Source organism: Roseibium sp. RP-7 (genome assembly GCF_053005225.1).
Window position 1 is genome coordinate 3,092,019 of record NZ_JBRKQA010000001.1, and the last position, 15,885, is coordinate 3,107,903.

Sequence of the window (15,885 nt, forward strand, 5' to 3'; positions counted from 1 at the left end):
TCTTCAGTCCTTGACGCCAGCAACGCTCATGAGCGTGAACAGCCCCGTTGCGACATGCACCTGTTCGCCGTCATCCAGTCCGTAGACATCCGCCTTGGCTATGGTCAGCGTTCGTCCCGGTTTGACAACCCGGCCACGCGCAAGAAGCACCGGCTGTTTCGCCGGATTGAGCAAGTTGATCTTGTATTCGCTGGTCAACACCCCGAAGCCGGCGGAAAACAGCGTCAGAGCTGCATAGCCTGCCGCACTGTCCGCAATGGAGGACGTCGCACCGGCATGAAAAAAGCCGTGTTGCTGTGTCAGTTCCGGCTGCATCGTCAATTCCAGATCGACCGCTCCGGGCGAGACGTGAACCATCTTCGCCCCCAGATGGGCCATGAATTTCTGCGCGGCAAAACTGGCCCGAACACGGGGTTCCCAGTTTTCGTCTCGAGGCGAAAGATCCATCAATTGTCCTCCGAGGTCGCAACGGCGCCAGACAGTTGGTCCGGGCCTGTTTCAAGCTCGACCATGCGCGCTTTTGCACCGGCCTCGACATCATCGAGTTCAACAAGGGTCAATTCGATATCGCGCTGTTTTTCGAGAAGTTCTGCCCGGCGGGCGGCGATCCTGTCGAGGAGCAGCCGCAGCTGGCCGGTTTCACCGGGCGCACTGCCGTACATCTCAATCATTTCCTTGATTTCGTTCAGGGAAAATCCGAGACGCTTGCCGCGAAGGATCAGTTTGATGCGGGTACGATCACCGGGTGTGTAAAGGCGTTGACGCCCCCGGCGCGTCGGCGACACCAGCCCCTGCGCTTCGTAGAACCGCAGGGTTCGGGTGGTAATGTCGAACTCCTGCGTCAGCTGGGTGATGGTGTAATAACGCTGCATGCCCGCTCCTTGTTGGAGCGCACAGTTCCGTCTTTTTACGTTAAAGTCAACACGTCAATTTTAAAGCTTATATTTCATGCACTTGAGCAATCAGGATTTCAGGTTATCCAAGCTCTTCTCTGGATGAAGGACATTCAGATCGACATCGCCGGAAATGCCTTTGATCGTGCCCCGGTCATGGTACTGCCAGAGCGACCAGTCTGACACATAGCCGGGGGAATGCCAGATCGACTGCGTCCAGAGACGGCGGTTCAGGCCCTTGCCTTTCAGATAGTCCAGGTAGAAGTCCTCCGGCACATAAAGGATGACCTGCTTGCCGCGCCCCTGCTCGACCAGAGCAACGAAATCACTGATTTCCTGAAGCACTTCCTCGGCCGGCGGACGGCGCGCGCAGTTCCCGGTGAATTCCAGATCCACCACCGGCGCCAGCATGTCGCTGTCCTGAGGCAGAACCGACAGGAAGTTTTGCGCCTGCTCGCGGCCGGATTTGCACAAACTGAAGAAATGATAGGCACCACGCGCCAGACCCGCGCCTCCTGCTCCGGCCCAGTTGCGGGCAAAGGCACGGTCCTTGAAATCTCCGCCTTCCGTTGCCTTCATGTAGACGAAGGCAATATCGTCCGCCGCCACCTGCGCCCAGTCGATATCACCCTGGTGGTGCGAAATATCGATGCCGCGGATCGTGTATTGGTTCCGGTCAGGCTCCCAGTTCATGAAGAAAAACGCCGCTCCGACAATCGAAATCACCCCGCCGACGGCAACGTAGAACAATGTCCGCAGGACCGCTTGCAAGATATTCATTGCGCCACCTGTTATGACTTTCAAACGCCGTCACCCTGCCGCAAAACTGTTAAGAATCACGATAGGTAATTCGGCCAGAGCGGGGCTGCCGCCAGCTCCAGGACATTGCCATCCGGGTCGTTGAAATAAAGGCTGGTGCCGCCTGCAGGCCATACGACCTCGCTGACAATTTCCACACCCATCTCGCCCAGGTAAGCCCGCCAGGGTTCCAGTTGATCGGACCCAATGCGAAACGCGAAATGACTGTGACCCGACGTATCGTGCCCGGGAACGATACCTCCAGGCGTCTCAACGTCCTCCCCGGTATGGCCGCGATGAAACACCAGAAGCGCCTGCGCGGGGCCGGCATCATAGGCAAACAACCTTTCTCCAGCGACCATGCGCTTCAATCCCAGGATTTCGGAATAAAAGGAGTGAGCCGTCTCCATGTCGTCGACATAAACGGCGGTTTCCAGGATGCCATCAAGCTTCGGCCGCATGTTCTTAATTCTCCGCGTGAGACAAGTCGGCCCTTCTTAACACCCATCCGCCGGGAATTTCAGGTTACCCGGCAAGGTTTTCTTTCAAATCGCCATCGCCAATTGGATTTGTCGTGTGACGGCCGCATTCCGCACAGAGGTGATCGCCCGTGATTGCGTCAAATCGGGAAGTTCCGTGCGTGCATGACCGGCTTGAATTCCGTCACGGTATATTCCGCAACGCCCGCCGACTTGAACGGGTCCTTGTTGATCGCCAGGTCGACTTCGACACGGTCTGCTGCGCGCGCCAGGATCACACCGCCGGTTCGCGGCTGTTTCGGACCGGACGCCAGGAACAGACCGGCCTCATACTGATCCCGCAGGAAGGACCTGTGTTCTTCCGCCAGAGCGTCTATTTCCCATAGATCAGCAGTGTAGTGAAGATCGATAACAAAAAGGCTCACGAAAGCTCCTTTCCACCAACAGAAAGCCCAAAAAGAGGTCCGGCTCGACCACAAAAGGTCGAACCGGACAATCTGTGTCAGACGACAGTCAGCTTGACGTCAATGTTGTTCCGGGTGGCGTTTGAATAGGGGCAGACCTGGTGTGCCTTGGCAACGAGGTCTTCAGCTACAGCTTTGTCCAAACCCGGCAGGGACACTTCCAGCGCGACCGCCAGACCGAACCCGCCTTCCGAGCGCGGACCGATGCCAACCGTCGAGGTGATGGATGTATCAGCCGGGACAGCAATCTTTTCCTGCCCGCCGACGAATTTCATCGCGCCAATAAAGCAGGCTGCATATCCGGCTGCGAACAGCTCTTCCGGGTTATTGCCTTCGCCGCCTGCGCCGCCGAGTTCTTTCGGCGTCGCCAGCTTGACCTTGAAGGATCCGCTCAACGTTTCCGCCGCACCATCGCGGCCGCCGGTGGCCTTTGCCTTGGTTTCATATTTCACATCAACAGCCATCTGCAGGCTCCTTTTTCTCAAATAACAAGTCATTCAGCCTTATATATCTCATACGTTTTAATCGTACACGATATAAATTACCCACATATACACACGCTTCCAATTCGTCAACAGTTGCGACCATATCGCGCGCGATTTATAAGGGGCGAATGAGCGAGACCACAAACCAGATGTCCCTGCTGGACGCGATTGGATTTTCCGCGCCGGAAGCGACTGAAAAACAAAAAAAAGACAAGCCGGCAAAAGCCGAAAAGTCTGAGAAGAAACAGCGCAAGAAGGCCGCTGCCAAGCCTGAGGCGGAAGCGGCTTCCGGCGCTGAAAGCGATGACACACGCGAAGCGGAAGTTGACGTTGCCGTCGCCGAAACGCCTGCCAGCCAAGAGATAGCTGATACCGGGGAGACGCCTGATGTTTATGCGGAAACGCAGGCTGGCGAAGATCCCGGCACCGAACAGGCCGCATCTGCATCCTCTGCCAATGACCCTGCGAGCGACCAGGACGACGACAGTCAGAAAATCCATGATGGCAGCTTGCCGCTCGACCGGCACTTGTGTTTTGCGCTGTATTCCGCCAACCACGCAATGCACGGCGTCTACAAGGCGTTGCTCAAGGAAGTCGGGCTCACCTACCCGCAGTTCTTGGCCATGACGGTGCTCTGGGAAACAAACAACGTTCCGGTTGGTACCATTACGTCCAAGCTGCAGCTCGACACCAACACGCTGACGCCACTGTTAAAGCGGCTTGAGGCCATGGGGCTGGTCACGCGGACACGCAACATCAAGGACGAGCGCCAGGTTATCCTGAAACTGACCCGCAAAGGCCGCGCCTTGCAGAAGAAAACGGAACATTTCAGCACCTGCATCATGTCTTCGACCGGACTGAAACTGGAAGAAGTCATCGACCTTCAGGCAAAGGTCATGACGCTTCGGGACAATTTGCGTAAAGCTGGCCTGGAGTGATACCTGGCATTGAGCAGCGGGCAAAATGAGTAGCCATCAAACAGGCTCCGGGAGGTTGCTGCACCAGCACAAATCTCGGGGCCTTTTGTTTTGGCAATAACGGGTCTGCGTGACCTTTTGCAGCGCAGCTCAAGTCTTGGTCGACCGGCATTCCCTTCCATGACGTCGTGTTTGTTGAATTCGACAACAAAACATTCGACAGGAAGCAGCCATAGTCCTGGCATGCCTGCCCGCCGAACCTTTGAACCAGGGCTATTCCTCTCCCTGTCAGGTGTGTTTGCCTTTAGTGCCCCACCTTCACGACCTCGGCGACGTCATTTTTCCGTCAGCAATGCCTGCCGCAGTGTCCTCGTCAGGACAGCTTCCGCCTCGCCCTCGTCCCAGCCGCAGTCCTGTATCAACAGACCCCAGGCCTGCACACTGAACGACGCCCAGAGAAATTCTGAAGCCGACTTCGCTGTCCAGACGGATTGCAGCGCACCGTCGCGTTCCAGCGATCCGGTCAACACAAGCAACCATTGCCTCAGTTCCGACATACGGTCTTCCCACGCCGCCGATGCGTCCGCATCGGTGGTTCGCAGGCGGATAAGATCCGAGGCAACCGGGTAGATTTCCTTCACGAAGCCGATCCAGACGGCAACAGTAGCATTCAGCCGTTCGCGCGGCTGTGGCCTGTCAAAGGCTGCAAACAGTTTTGCCCGTATGTCGAGACGTTCATCAGCCCGCCGGACGAGCGCCAAAATCAGCCCCCCACGCGAACCAAAGTGATCGTAGACGGACTGCCTGCTGATTTTTGCGGCCTTGGCGATTTCCGCCAGCGACACGTCCGCTCCCCGCTGCGAGATGAGCGTCCAGGCACTATCGAGAATTTCCGCGCGCGTGCGTTGCACTCTGGCTTGACTTGACACGTGTAAACTTTCCTGCAATTTGACACGTGTAAAGTTATGGAGAGGCCTCATGGACGTCAAGCAACAGTCAGCCCAATTCGTAACCTGGTACGGCCCGGGAACCGACGGCACCAGCCCGACGGAAAGCCAATGGACGCAGATCCTCAGCCGGGCGAACGACAAACCCATAACCCTGATCAATTTCTTCAAGCTGAATGCCGCCGCGAAATATACGGACGGAACGACGGGTCAGTCGGGCCAGGAAGCCTTTGCCAGTTATGCGGCTGCAAGCATGCCGGCCATGGAGCGGGCTGGTGGACGGTTCCTTTATGTCGGACCGTTTCAGGGCATGTTCCTGGGGCAGGACGAGGATTGGGATCTGGTCGCTATCGGCGCCTATCCCGATTTAACCGCGTTGGTCGCACTCTATTCGGACAGCGCCTATCGCGAGGCCTTCCATCACCGCACGGCCGCATGTCTGCGACAGAAGGTTCTGGTTTGCGGTGACTGACCTTTAAACGAGGCCTGCCGATTGGAGGCTAGAACGGCAGGCCGAACCAAAGCGCCGCGATGCCGAGAAAGGCGAAGAAACCGACCACATCTGTTACCGTCGTCACAAAGACGCTCGAGGCGATCGCCGGATCGACGTTCATCTTGTCGAGCGCGATCGGGATCAGAAGGCCGGAGAGACCCGCGAACAGCAGATTGATCACGATCGCACCGCCAATCACCACGCCGAGCCCCGGACTGCCAAACCACATCCAGGCAGTCACCCCGATGAGGATGGCCAGGGCAACACCGTTGAACACACTCACCAGAATTTCGCGGTTGAGAACGCGCAAAAGATTGCGTGCACCCAGTTCCTGGGTGGCAATACCACGCACGGCAACGGTCATCGTCTGGGTGCCGGCGTTGCCCCCCATGGAAGCGACGATCGGCATCAGCACCGCCAGCGCCACCATGGCCTCGATCGTGTCCTCGAACAGCGCAATCACCACCGAGGCAAGCACGGCGGTGCCAAGGTTGACGACCAGCCAGGTCAGCCGCGAGCGCGCAATGGTCATCACATTATCGGAAATCTCTTCGTCACCGACACCGGCCAGGGCACGCAGGTCTTCTTCCGCTTCTTCCTGGATGACGTCGACGATGTCATCAACCGTCAGAACACCGACCAGACGGTCATTCTCGTCGACAACGGCGGATGAAACGAGGTTGTATCGCTCAAACCGGCGGGCGACCTCTTCCTGATCTTCCGTCGCGAGCACCGCCTGGCGGGTCTCCTCCATGATGGAAGTGACCTTCTCGTCCCGCTTGGTGCGCAGGATCTTGTCCAGGTGAACGGACCCGAGCAGTTTGAACGTCGGATCGACCACGTAGATTTCGTAGAAGCTGTCCGGAAGGTCGCGGGCCTCGCGCATGTAGTCGATCGTCTGACCGATGGTCCAGAACGGGGCAACCGCAATGAATTCGGTCTGCATGCGCCGGCCGGCGCTTTCTTCCGGATAATCCAGAGCCTTTTGCAGCTGGGCCCTGTCCGCATAGGGCAGTTCTTCCAGAATCGCAGCCTGGTCGTCCTCATCGAGGTCTTCCAGAATGTAGACCGCATCATCCGAATCGAGCTCGCCCAGACCTTCGGCAATGACTTCCGTCGGCAGGTCTTCCAGAACCTGCAGACGCACCGCCTCATCGATCTCGGTCAGCGCGGTATAGTCGAAGTCCTCGCCCAGAAGCCGGATGAAGGACGCCCGATCCTCCGGATCCAGCGTCTCGAGAAGGTCACCGGTGTCAGCTTCGTGAAGATCGGCGGCAAGGTGCCTCAAGCCATCCTGATCGTTCGCCTCGATTGCTGCTTCAACAGCCGCAATGAACTCGCGATTGAGATGCTCATCCTCGTCGCGCACCGGAATGTCGGGAACGGGAGAGGCGGTGACATCAAGCTCGGATGCTTCACTCATCTGGCGCCTCCCCTCAAAACGCAACGAACTCTTCCGGCGAAAGGCACCGGACACTCCTCACCAGATCTAGCGTTTGCGGCGACAAAGCGCCACCGGAAAAGCGAAACCGGTCCACAGACTTAACTCCGAAATGCTAGCCTGGTTCAAAAGCCTGCCAACTTTCCTTGAAGTCCTTCAACGCCTCTCGGGGCCGCTGCACCCCTTGTCCGCTGCAACGCTTCGCAGGTGATCGAGATAGTCACGCGTGTCCTGTGGCAGAATGGCCTCGTCATCGGAAATGCATCGCTCCGCACGGCGGAACGCGCGGCGTGCTCTTTCGCTGGCAAGACACACTCTGCCCGCAGCCAGCACCTCCTGCTCGACATACCAAAGCTGCTGGCACGTCATCGCGCCAAACCTGCCCGGATCAACGGCAGGATAAACGGAAAGTGACTGCGCAAATGCCGCCGGCGACACAAATGCAAGTGCCAGCCACACGAGAACGAACCTGGTCCGGAGGGCTCTCAGTAGCTCCGCAATGCCCTGTCTTACACCTTCACGCATGGGCGGGAAGCTGCCGATTGGTTGGCGCTGTGTCCGACGTGAGCGCGAGCGCATAGAGCAGCGCAAGCGTGACGCCATAGCGGAACGATGAATAGAGACTGCCAGCCAAGACCATGAGCAGCTTGCTGTTCGGCATTGCGGGAAGGACGTAGGTAAAAAACAGGATTGCCGAGACGGCAGTCAAGGCGACGCAGACCAGATACGCTTTCCAGGCAATCAGCGGACGAAACACCACAAGAAACAGCACGACGATCATCGCAGCACCTTCCGCGCTCGTCACGAGAAGTTTCCAGAGCCCCGGCTCGCTCAAGAGACGCGACAAGAAGCTGCCCCATAAGGCGCCACTCGGCACAGTGACAAGCCAGAAATCCTTTACGGCGTAAATTTCGGGGAAGAGCTGTATCAGCAACAGGCAGATGACGAGCGTCAGAATCATGCCGCGGATAACCCAGCGCCAATCCGGCCTTGCGATATCGGACATGTCATCCCTCCCGTGTTTTCTCAATGACGGACAACAACACGACAAAGCGTCATCAAGAGCCCTTCAGAACCGCTTCCACAGCCAGTGCGGACACTCGCCGCAAAGGCCGCATCACTCGACCTCGCACTCCGGCGGCCGCGTATCCATGGTCCAATCCTGTACAGGCAGGGCACCGAGTGAAGTCTTGAAGTTCTTCCCGTTCAGGACCCCCTTGCCCGTCAGAAGGTTGACGTCACACTGCCCGTTCGCATCCGGATCCAGCGTATCGTAGTAGGAATAGGTGTATCCGGCGACCCGGAAGACGCCGTTACGATAGGCAATGGTCAGGACCTGTTCCCAACGGTTGCGTCCGACAGCCGAATTTTCCGAATAGATTTTCAACGAACCGTGTTCGGTTGCTTCCATCCAGGGCTCCTGGCCGTACATGCCGCCACGCCACACCATGTCTTTTGCATGGGCAACCTGTATCCAACCCTCTCCTGCGTCCGTAAAGACGTAGAGATCGGCGCCTTCTTCCGTTTCAACGAGGATTGCGCGAAAGCGATTGATATCGCCGTCGACGGGAGACGTCACTGCACCGGCAATGGCGCCGGCCGGGACCATTGCCTCCTGCACTTTCTCTTGTTCTTGCGCCTGAAGCGGACCTGCCAGCAAGCTCAGGGTCATCATTGCCACACAGGACGAAGTACTGATGGAACGGAAATTGAACACGTGCGGCTTCCTTCGATTTCGCATGAATATGCCGGACCGGTTTTTGCCAGTAGCCCGCTGAGGCTGTTCCTTGCAGAAAAGCACATCGCAACAAACCCAAAAAGCCGGTATCTGAATTTTCCCAGAGCAATCAGGTATTTTGCGGGCAGTGCGGAAAAGCAAAAAGGCCGCCCGGAGGGGCAGCCTTTTGAGGAAGCATCGGTAGAAATGCTTCGAATATGGTGCGGTCGAGAAGACTCGAACTTCCACGGGTTTTACCCCACAGCGACCTCAACGCTGCGCGTCTACCAATTCCGCCACGACCGCATATTCGATTGTTCCCGGCGCCTCTCAGCGTCGAGGCGCTCCATTTAGCAAAAGGAATTTGGGGGCGCAAGAGGCCTTTTTGCATTAATTCACAGGCACGCGATTTTTCTTATGCAGAAATGCTTTAGTCCCTCACAGAGGGCCATCGGTGCGCATGGGCCGGATGTCCGGCGGACGCATCAGAACTTCCGTGATCGAGATGCCTATCCGCTCGCCGAGCAAAACCACCTGACCCTTGGCGACCAGCGTATTGTTGGCATAGATCTTCACGTCGTCGTCTTCGGCCACATCAAGGTCGATAACGGCGCCACGCCCCATGCGGAGCAACTGGTGGACAGGCATCTCGTTCTCCCCGAGAACGACGGAAATATCGACTTTGATTTCATCGAAGGTAGTCATCGGACGCCTTGATCCTTAAATAGGGCTACTGACCCGCCAGCGCTTAACCATACCACGGCATGGCAAGCCAGCTCAAAAAACAATGAAGTGTCATCCACATGTCACCCGCCGATAGAGACGCTCTTTCCCTTAGTTTTCTGCCAGTTTCCGGCTCGCGGCCGGTCGAATGGCGGATTTCCGACGAACTGGTCCATTATGAGACCGCTCTTCGGGAAATGGATGAAAGGGTCCAGAGAATCATTGCCGGCGAAGCCGACGAACAGGTCTGGCTGCTGGAGCATCCCCCGCTCTACACCGCCGGCACCAGTGCCAAGGACAGCGATCTTGTCGCTCCCGACCGCTTTCCGGTCTACCGGACAGGGCGCGGTGGACAGCACACCTACCATGGGCCCGGGCAACGCGTAGCCTATGTCATGCTCGATCTGAAGCGGCGTCAGCAGGATGTGCGGGCTTTTGTTTCCGCACTTGAAGCCTGGCTCATCAGCACGCTCTGGCACTATCACATTCGCGGCGAACGCCGGGAAGACCGCGTCGGCGTCTGGGTGCGCCGGCCAGACCGCGGGGCGACGGTCGAGGACAAGATAGCCGCAATCGGCATCCGCCTGCGCAAATGGGTCACGTTCCACGGCATCAGCTTCAACGTGGAGCCTGAACTGGATCATTTTGACGGCATCGTGCCCTGCGGCATTACCGAACATGGCGTGACCAGTCTCGTGGATCTCGGCCTGCCCGTTACCATGGCCGAAAACGACAGCGTCCTTCGGGCCGAATTTGAAAAGATATTTGGCCCCACGGTTTCCGTGTGAAGCCACTCGCGCGGTGGAGGCTTCAAACAGGCGCATTGAACTCTAGGTAATATCGAGTTCAAACTTGAGTTGTGTCAAAAATCAAAAAGCAACCTCAAGAAATTCCATTGTTATTTTTGCGAGTAACATTCAAAATCGCATGAAGTTTTCATTTTTTTAGTTCAAAGACGGCTTAGAAGCCGGTCGGATTTAGTATTCCTTCATTCAGATGAGCGAATACAGACACAAACCTTCTCAACTATGGGAATGAAGTTTGTGACCCAGGCTCTCTCAGTTCGCTCCCGTCGGAGCGTGATTACCAAAATCCTGCTGGCAGCCGCCGGCGTCATTGTTCTGATCTTCGCCGGCTTCGGCCTCTTCAACGACACCCTTCAGCGCAACGCAAAGACGGACGAAGTTCGCGACTACATGACCGGTGTCGGCCAGTCGGAAGTCAATATCGTCACAAACTGGTTCGAAGCGCGCATGCTGCTCATCGAGGCGTTGTCCGAACGCATTGCCAAGCAGCCCGAGGTAACTCCCGAGTTCTTCGACCTCAAGACCCTGACCAGCAATTTCAGCGCGACCTATTTTGGTGTGGAAGCAGACGGCGCCTTCAACATGTGGCCGCCGGCAGATCTACCAGAAGGCTACGATCCGCGCGTGCGCCCCTGGTACAAGGATGCCGTTGCAAAAGGCGGACCCGTGATCACCGCCCCCTATCAGGACGCGTCAACCGGCAATCTCATCGTGACGGCTGCAACACCGGTAAAAACCGGCGGCACCCTTTCCGGTGTGGTCGGTGGTGACTTTGACATCACCACCCTGGCGAACATGCTCGCCTCGTCGAACATGAGCGGCCTCGGATACGTCTTTGTGGCAGACTCCCAGGGCACCATCCTGGTGCACCCGGACAGCAACATGATTTCCAAGCCGCTCAGTGAGCTGTTTCCCAACGAGCCAGTCAAGGTCAGTGCAGAACCGCAATACGCGTCCAGTGTGAATGGCGACCGTATCGTCCAGTTCGTTCCGGTCACCGGTTTGCCGGTCGACTGGCAGATTGGCCTTTCCGTTGATCGGAACGCCGCCTTTGCGAGCCTGACGAGCTTCCGCTATTCGGCACTCTTTGCGACCGTGATTGCAACCGTGCTGATGCTTGCCATCCTCGGTACCCTGTTCCAGACACTGCTGGCCCGTCCGCTCGCGTCCGTGACCAGTTCAATGGCCCAGATTGCGGAAGGCGATCTGGAAACCCCGGTCCTGGGGCTGGAGCGGAACGACGAGATCGGCTCGATCGCCAATGCCGTGGAGGTGTTCAAGACCAACGGCAAGGAACAGCGTCGCCTGGAAGCCGAACGCGCCACCGAGCAGGAAGCCAAACATCGCAGGGCAGCAACCGTCGACCAGTTGCTTGGTGGTTTCAACCAGGAAATCCGCAGCGTTCTGGAAACCGTTTCCAACGCCACAGAAGAACTTGAACGCACTGCCCGCGAGTTGGCTCAAACTTCCGAACAAAGCTCGACCGATGCGGAATCGGCTGCCCGGACCACCGGCGATACTGCCGCCAATGTCCGTTCGGTTGCCGCAGCCTCCGAGGAACTGACGTCCTCTATCGCCGAAATCGCCCGGCGTGTTGAAGAGCAGGCCGGCATTTCCGAACGGGCCTCCAGCGCGGCTTCCCAGACGGATCAGACCGTACAGAGCCTGGTGGCGACCACCGACCGGATTAGCCAGATCGTCAGCCTGATCAACGACATTGCTGCCCAGACCAACCTTCTGGCGCTGAACGCCACCATTGAGGCGGCCCGCGCCGGTGAAGCCGGCAAAGGCTTTGCGGTTGTTGCATCGGAGGTGAAATCCCTGGCCAACCAGACTGCCCAGGCGACAGAGGAAATCGCAACGCAGATCCAGGCGATGCAGACAGTTTCGAACCGCGCTGCTGAAGCCATACGCGATATCAGCAACGTCATTGCGGAAATGTCCGAGATCTCCAAGGACATCTCTGTGTCGGTTGAACAGCAGAGCCTGGCGACCAACGAGATTTCGCGAAACGTCAACGAAGTCTCCACGGGTACGGACGCCATCTCCGAGACGATTATCCAGGTCTCCAGTGGCGCTCAGTCAACCGGCCGAAACGCTGCGGATGTTCTGTCTACAGCAGAGGCACTGACCAGCGAATCCGCCAACCTAAGCTCGAAGGTCGACCGCTTCTTCGACGACATCCGCGCTGCCTGATCTTGCACAAAGGCAAATGGAAAAGGCGGGCCGTTGAGCCCGCCTTTTTTGTTGCCATACCGACAAACAAAGCTCGCTCAAAAGCTGAGCATCAGCTGCCGGCCGCACCGCGCCCGGCTATTGAACGCAGAAACACTTTCAGCTTTTCAGTTCCACCCGGCGACCACCCAATTGCCCGCAGCCGGTCTGTCGTCATTTCGCCTGGCGCCTGGTCCGATGCTGCCGGCACCTCAAGGTTCAAACCTGCTTCGGCCGCATAAAGTGCCAAGAGGTCCTGGCGGTCGAGCAGAAGATCCGAGACATTGTAGATCTGAAATGGTTCTTCATTTTCCCGTCGCTCTTGCAGAACCAGGGCAACGGCAGCAGCAAGGTCGTCCCCGTGAACTTCCGTTCCCCTGCGCGACGCAATCGGAATACCGGCTGCAAAATCCCTGAAAAGTCCCGACCATTTGTGGTCTGCCGAGCCTGACCCAGGGCCGTAAACACCGGTCGCGCGCAAAACGATGCCGCGCATACTCTGGCCGCATAAAACCTTGAGTGCCCTCTCCCCTGCAAGCTTCACGTCGCCATAAAGCGTATCGGGTGCAGGTGCATCCGTTTCCGTAAGCTTTTCGCCTTGTCGGTGATCACCGTAAACAGCCCTGCTGGAGAGGAAAACGACTGTCCGGCATCCCATCTTCGCGGCCGCTTCAAAAAGACGTCGGGTACCGTCGACATTCAGCTTCCTGAACCGCTCTGGTTCGTCACCCTCACCGCCCCGGAACTTGCCGGGCTCATGGACCAGCGCACAATGAACGAGTGCATCGGCTTGCGGGAGTTGAGGATCCGGGTCAGCAAGGTCATAGGCCTGAAAGGCTGCCGCGACGCCGTCAACCGGACGTCTGCCAAGAAGCGTAACCGTGCAGCCATCGTCAAGCAGCCGCTTCAGGATGAATCGGCCAACCGTTCCGCTCGCCCCGGTCAGAAGAACATGCATCAGGACGCCTGCCTTGCCGCCCACTCCAGAGGTCCTGGCAGGCCGGCCATATCGTCCGGAATGTCGACCCCGGTCGCAAAAGCCTGCCAGAGATCGATCAGAGGACGTAACTTGGCGGTCTTTTCATGCCCCTCCTGCCAGGGCTTTTCATACTGGTAATGCAGCACATGGATCTGCTTCCAGTTCCAGAGTTCCGGTAGGTTGAACCAGACATACTGGAGCGTGTTGAAGAACACCGGCAACCCGTGCCAGTCGGGAAAATAGTCTTCCAGAAACGTCTGGTCCGTGCGTCGCCAGAAGGCCTCCGGCCTGTCCAGACGCGCCAGCATGGCCTCGAACGTGGCCATATTCGGCCGGGCGGTAAAGACACCGCTGTTCAGACGGTGGAAGTCCTGCAGGCCGTCGTAGACGTTGGGCGCTGCGCAGAACTCGGGATAGCCAAATAGCTTGTCGCAGTTCTGGAGCACGATGGCATCGGCATCGATGAAGATGACCCGGTCATATTCCTCTAGTTGCCACAGCCGCAGCTTGACGAAGTTGTCCAGAGGCGTGTGAAAGACCGGCTTTCCGCCCTTTGTGAACGGGGCCGCCTTGTGGATGCGGCCGCGTTCATGGCGCGCGTTGAAGCTTTCGCTCGTTGGCAGGCGCTCGCACCGGCCAAGCCGAGGTCCGAATTCCGCAAGGGCGGCAAGATCCGCCTCACCGACCCCGGGCGTATAGAGGACCACGAGGTCAGCTTCGGTTCCCGAATGCCGGAGCGAGCGCAGAAGCGCCGTCGCGCCGAGCACATAGTCCCGGTTCGTCACCAGTGTCACATAGGCACATGTGCTTCCAGGTGCCTGGTCGAACTTAGGAGCGTTTTGCATTCCCGGCCTCAGGAGACGGACTTCAGACGCGGATGTTCCGGATCCCGTTCGATCTCGTCGGCAATTTCCTTGGTCCAGGCGGACACTGCCGGTACGCGGCTGCGGTCGACGCGGTAGGCGAAGTTCTTCGCGACATCCACCACCTCGCTCAACAGGCCTTCTTCCAGCGTGATCGGATTGAGGCCCAGTTCCAGGAACTGCTTGTTCTCGACAACCAGATCGTTTTCCGCCGCTTCCTTGCGCGGGTTTGGCAGATAGGCAACCTTCGCGCCGGTAAGGCGGGAAATCAGCTCTGCCAGATCCCGCACCCGGTGGGTCTCGGTCATCTGGTTGAACACCTTGACCCGGTCACTCTTTTTCGGCGGGTTCTTCAATGCCAGTTCAATGCAGCGAACCGAATCCTGGATATGGATGAAAGCCCGTGTCTGGCCGCCGGTGCCATGAACCGTCAGCGGATAGCCGATGGCTGCCTGGATCAGGAACCGGTTCAGAACCGTGCCATAGTCGCCGTCATAGTCGAACCGGTTGATCAGCTGTTTGTGGCGAAGGGTCTGTTCCGTATGCGTACCCCAGACGATCCCCTGGTGCAGGTCAGTGATCTTTAGCCCGTCGTTCTTGGCGTAGAACTGGAACAGCAGCTGATCCAGGCACTTGGTCATGTGATAGATCGAGCCGGGGTTGGCCGGATAAAGGATCTCCTGAGCCGCTTTGGAGCCGTTCAGGGTCTCGACGTCAACCGACAGATAGCCTTCCGGAATTGCCGCGCCGACACTGGAATAGCCGTAGACGCCCATAGTGCCGAGGTGAACAAGGTGCGCATCGAGATCCAGCTCCACCATCGCGTTGAGCAGATGGTGCGTGGCATTGACGTTGTTGTTGACCGTGTAGTTCTTGTGCTGATCCGATTTCATCGAATAGGGCGCAGCGCGCTGTTCGGCGAAATGGATGATGGCGTCCGGCCGGTTCTCAGCAAGCCAGGCCTTGAACACTTCGTAGTCGCGGGCAATATCGATCAGGTGGAACCGGATTGTATTGCCGGTTTCCTGCTTCCAGATCCGGGTGCGTTCCTGGATCGAATCCATGGGCGTCAGCGATTGCACGCCTAGTTCGGCATCGATCCAGCGACGGCTCAGATTGTCGATGATATGAACTTCATGGCCCTGATCCGACAAATGCAAGGATGTGGGCCAGCCGACAAAACCATCACCGCCAAGTATCGCAATCTTCACTGAAAATCTCCCGGTTTCACGTTTCGGCACCGACCGCGCGGCACCGATTGCTTCATCTGAAAGATCAGATCATTGCGATATTTCCGTGACAACTCAACTTCGAATGTCGCGATTGATATAGAAAAGACGATTGGCCACAGCCGGTTAAGCCGTATCGCGCACCTCGAAGGCTCCCGAGCAGGGCTCTACCGGCTCAAGGTCCTTGACCAGGTTTACCCTTGCAAGAGACGGCCCATGCCAGAGCACATCCAGCATGTCGACAACGGTATCGGACGGGCCTGAAAACACGGCTTCGACCCCACCGGAGCTGAGATTGCGCACCCAGCCGGCCAGTGCCCTGTCTTCAGCTTCACCCGCACACCAGGCGCGGTACCCAACACCCTGGACCCTGCCCTCAATCAGCACGTGAACGGTCAATGGATCGGCGGTCATTCAGGTCTCCGAAGTTCGCGATG

20 protein-coding genes and 1 tRNA gene are annotated in these 15,885 nt (G+C 57.8%); 4 read left to right on the forward strand and 17 right to left on the reverse strand.

What is annotated here, in order from left to right; genetic code table 11:
- Positions 1-3: 3 nt before the first annotated feature.
- The 6 genes from ACVDG9_RS13885 to ACVDG9_RS13910 all read right to left on the reverse strand — a co-directional run bounded on the left by ACVDG9_RS13885 (position 4) and on the right by ACVDG9_RS13910 (position 3,098).
- Positions 4-447 carry a PaaI family thioesterase gene (locus ACVDG9_RS13885; protein WP_447238226.1) on the reverse strand — a complete coding sequence of 148 codons (444 nt, stop codon included), beginning with the start codon at positions 445-447 and terminating at the stop codon, positions 4-6.
- On the reverse strand, positions 447-872 hold the full coding sequence (locus ACVDG9_RS13890; protein WP_370198941.1) for a MerR family transcriptional regulator: 426 nt from the start codon (positions 870-872) through the stop codon (positions 447-449). The genes ACVDG9_RS13885 and ACVDG9_RS13890 overlap by 1 nt, the downstream gene beginning before the upstream one ends.
- A 90-nt stretch (positions 873-962) precedes the next feature.
- The gene (locus ACVDG9_RS13895) at positions 963-1,673 is read right to left on the reverse strand and encodes a glycoside hydrolase family 25 protein (RefSeq protein WP_447238227.1); all 711 of its coding nucleotides are present in this window, start codon (positions 1,671-1,673) and stop codon (positions 963-965) included.
- A 56-nt stretch (positions 1,674-1,729) separates the two neighbouring features.
- Entirely contained in the window at positions 1,730-2,152 is a 423-nt protein-coding gene (locus tag ACVDG9_RS13900; RefSeq protein WP_447238228.1) for a VOC family protein, read from the reverse strand.
- A 158-nt stretch (positions 2,153-2,310) separates the two neighbouring features.
- Entirely contained in the window at positions 2,311-2,595 is a 285-nt protein-coding gene (locus ACVDG9_RS13905; protein WP_447238229.1) for a YciI family protein, read from the reverse strand.
- A gap of 77 nt (positions 2,596-2,672) precedes the next feature.
- A complete protein-coding gene (locus ACVDG9_RS13910) occupies positions 2,673-3,098 on the reverse strand; it encodes an organic hydroperoxide resistance protein (RefSeq protein WP_055654655.1) in 426 nt (141 codons plus the stop codon).
- A gap of 149 nt (positions 3,099-3,247) precedes the next feature.
- Here ACVDG9_RS13910 and ACVDG9_RS13915 point away from each other — a divergent pair, with 149 nt between their 5' ends.
- Positions 3,248-4,057, forward strand: coding sequence for a MarR family winged helix-turn-helix transcriptional regulator (locus tag ACVDG9_RS13915; protein WP_447238230.1), 810 nt, complete (start codon positions 3,248-3,250; stop codon positions 4,055-4,057).
- Positions 4,058-4,371: 314 nt separating this feature from the next.
- Here the strand turns inward: ACVDG9_RS13915 and ACVDG9_RS13920 are convergent, their stop codons facing one another.
- Positions 4,372-4,965 (reverse strand): TetR/AcrR family transcriptional regulator, encoded by a 594-nt coding sequence (locus ACVDG9_RS13920; protein ID WP_447238231.1) that lies wholly within the window; start codon positions 4,963-4,965, stop codon positions 4,372-4,374.
- 49 nt (positions 4,966-5,014) lie between these two features.
- Here ACVDG9_RS13920 and ACVDG9_RS13925 point away from each other — a divergent pair, with 49 nt between their 5' ends.
- Entirely contained in the window at positions 5,015-5,455 is a 441-nt protein-coding gene (locus ACVDG9_RS13925) for a DUF1330 domain-containing protein (RefSeq protein WP_447238232.1), read from the forward strand.
- Between the two features lie 28 nt (positions 5,456-5,483).
- Here ACVDG9_RS13925 and mgtE read toward each other — a convergent pair whose 3' ends face one another.
- From mgtE to ACVDG9_RS13955, 6 genes are all read right to left on the reverse strand, one after another.
- On the reverse strand, positions 5,484-6,899 hold the full coding sequence (gene mgtE, locus ACVDG9_RS13930; protein ID WP_055654668.1) for a magnesium transporter: 1,416 nt from the start codon (positions 6,897-6,899) through the stop codon (positions 5,484-5,486).
- A 174-nt stretch (positions 6,900-7,073) separates the two neighbouring features.
- Positions 7,074-7,442 (reverse strand): hypothetical protein, encoded by a 369-nt coding sequence (locus ACVDG9_RS13935; RefSeq protein ID WP_447238233.1) that lies wholly within the window; start codon positions 7,440-7,442, stop codon positions 7,074-7,076.
- The gene (locus ACVDG9_RS13940; protein ID WP_447238234.1) at positions 7,435-7,923 is read right to left on the reverse strand and encodes a hypothetical protein; all 489 of its coding nucleotides are present in this window, start codon (positions 7,921-7,923) and stop codon (positions 7,435-7,437) included. Before ACVDG9_RS13940 ends, ACVDG9_RS13935 begins: the two co-directional genes overlap by 8 nt.
- A 111-nt stretch (positions 7,924-8,034) precedes the next feature.
- A complete protein-coding gene (locus ACVDG9_RS13945; protein ID WP_447238235.1) occupies positions 8,035-8,634 on the reverse strand; it encodes a hypothetical protein in 600 nt (199 codons plus the stop codon).
- 219 nt (positions 8,635-8,853) lie between these two features.
- Positions 8,854-8,940, reverse strand: a tRNA-Leu gene (locus ACVDG9_RS13950).
- A 132-nt stretch (positions 8,941-9,072) separates the two neighbouring features.
- Positions 9,073-9,339 (reverse strand): FliM/FliN family flagellar motor switch protein, encoded by a 267-nt coding sequence (locus ACVDG9_RS13955; RefSeq protein WP_022998287.1) that lies wholly within the window; start codon positions 9,337-9,339, stop codon positions 9,073-9,075.
- Between the two features lie 98 nt (positions 9,340-9,437).
- Between ACVDG9_RS13955 and lipB the strand changes: the two genes are divergently transcribed.
- Together lipB and ACVDG9_RS13965 are read left to right on the forward strand one after the other, a co-directional pair.
- On the forward strand, positions 9,438-10,145 hold the full coding sequence (gene lipB / locus ACVDG9_RS13960) for a lipoyl(octanoyl) transferase LipB (protein ID WP_447238236.1): 708 nt from the start codon (positions 9,438-9,440) through the stop codon (positions 10,143-10,145).
- A gap of 291 nt (positions 10,146-10,436) precedes the next feature.
- Complete coding sequence (locus tag ACVDG9_RS13965) at positions 10,437-12,359, forward strand: methyl-accepting chemotaxis protein (RefSeq protein WP_189640169.1); 1,923 nt, start codon at positions 10,437-10,439, stop codon at positions 12,357-12,359.
- A 91-nt stretch (positions 12,360-12,450) separates the two neighbouring features.
- Here the strand turns inward: ACVDG9_RS13965 and ACVDG9_RS13970 are convergent, their stop codons facing one another.
- The 4 genes from ACVDG9_RS13970 to ACVDG9_RS13985 all read right to left on the reverse strand — a co-directional run bounded on the left by ACVDG9_RS13970 (position 12,451) and on the right by ACVDG9_RS13985 (position 15,862).
- On the reverse strand, positions 12,451-13,359 hold the full coding sequence (locus ACVDG9_RS13970) for an NAD-dependent epimerase/dehydratase family protein (protein ID WP_447238237.1): 909 nt from the start codon (positions 13,357-13,359) through the stop codon (positions 12,451-12,453).
- Positions 13,335-14,201 (reverse strand): glycosyltransferase, encoded by an 867-nt coding sequence (locus ACVDG9_RS13975; protein WP_447238238.1) that lies wholly within the window; start codon positions 14,199-14,201, stop codon positions 13,335-13,337. The genes ACVDG9_RS13970 and ACVDG9_RS13975 overlap by 25 nt, the downstream gene beginning before the upstream one ends.
- A gap of 8 nt (positions 14,202-14,209) precedes the next feature.
- The gene (locus tag ACVDG9_RS13980) at positions 14,210-15,430 is read right to left on the reverse strand and encodes an NAD-dependent epimerase/dehydratase family protein (RefSeq protein ID WP_447238239.1); all 1,221 of its coding nucleotides are present in this window, start codon (positions 15,428-15,430) and stop codon (positions 14,210-14,212) included.
- Positions 15,431-15,574: 144 nt separating this feature from the next.
- A complete protein-coding gene (locus ACVDG9_RS13985; protein ID WP_022998281.1) occupies positions 15,575-15,862 on the reverse strand; it encodes an acylphosphatase in 288 nt (95 codons plus the stop codon).
- Between the last annotated feature and the right edge of the window lie 23 nt (positions 15,863-15,885).

Coding starts and splice junctions, on each gene's coding strand:
- ACVDG9_RS13915 (WP_447238230.1), top strand. CDS start 3,248: ATGAGCGAGACCACAAACCAGATGTCCCTGCTGGACGCGATTGGATTT.
- ACVDG9_RS13975 (WP_447238238.1), bottom strand. CDS start 14,201: ATGCAAAACGCTCCTAAGTTCGACCAGGCACCTGGAAGCACATGTGCC.
- lipB (WP_447238236.1), top strand. CDS start 9,438: ATGTCACCCGCCGATAGAGACGCTCTTTCCCTTAGTTTTCTGCCAGTT.
- ACVDG9_RS13885 (WP_447238226.1), bottom strand. CDS start 447: ATGGATCTTTCGCCTCGAGACGAAAACTGGGAACCCCGTGTTCGGGCC.
- ACVDG9_RS13940 (WP_447238234.1), bottom strand. CDS start 7,923: ATGTCCGATATCGCAAGGCCGGATTGGCGCTGGGTTATCCGCGGCATG.
- mgtE (WP_055654668.1), bottom strand. CDS start 6,899: ATGAGTGAAGCATCCGAGCTTGATGTCACCGCCTCTCCCGTTCCCGAC.
- ACVDG9_RS13985 (WP_022998281.1), bottom strand. CDS start 15,862: ATGACCGCCGATCCATTGACCGTTCACGTGCTGATTGAGGGCAGGGTC.
- ACVDG9_RS13925 (WP_447238232.1), top strand. CDS start 5,015: ATGGACGTCAAGCAACAGTCAGCCCAATTCGTAACCTGGTACGGCCCG.
- ACVDG9_RS13895 (WP_447238227.1), bottom strand. CDS start 1,673: ATGAATATCTTGCAAGCGGTCCTGCGGACATTGTTCTACGTTGCCGTC.
- ACVDG9_RS13890 (WP_370198941.1), bottom strand. CDS start 872: ATGCAGCGTTATTACACCATCACCCAGCTGACGCAGGAGTTCGACATT.
- ACVDG9_RS13910 (WP_055654655.1), bottom strand. CDS start 3,098: ATGGCTGTTGATGTGAAATATGAAACCAAGGCAAAGGCCACCGGCGGC.
- ACVDG9_RS13935 (WP_447238233.1), bottom strand. CDS start 7,442: ATGCGTGAAGGTGTAAGACAGGGCATTGCGGAGCTACTGAGAGCCCTC.
- ACVDG9_RS13900 (WP_447238228.1), bottom strand. CDS start 2,152: ATGCGGCCGAAGCTTGATGGCATCCTGGAAACCGCCGTTTATGTCGAC.
- ACVDG9_RS13955 (WP_022998287.1), bottom strand. CDS start 9,339: ATGACTACCTTCGATGAAATCAAAGTCGATATTTCCGTCGTTCTCGGG.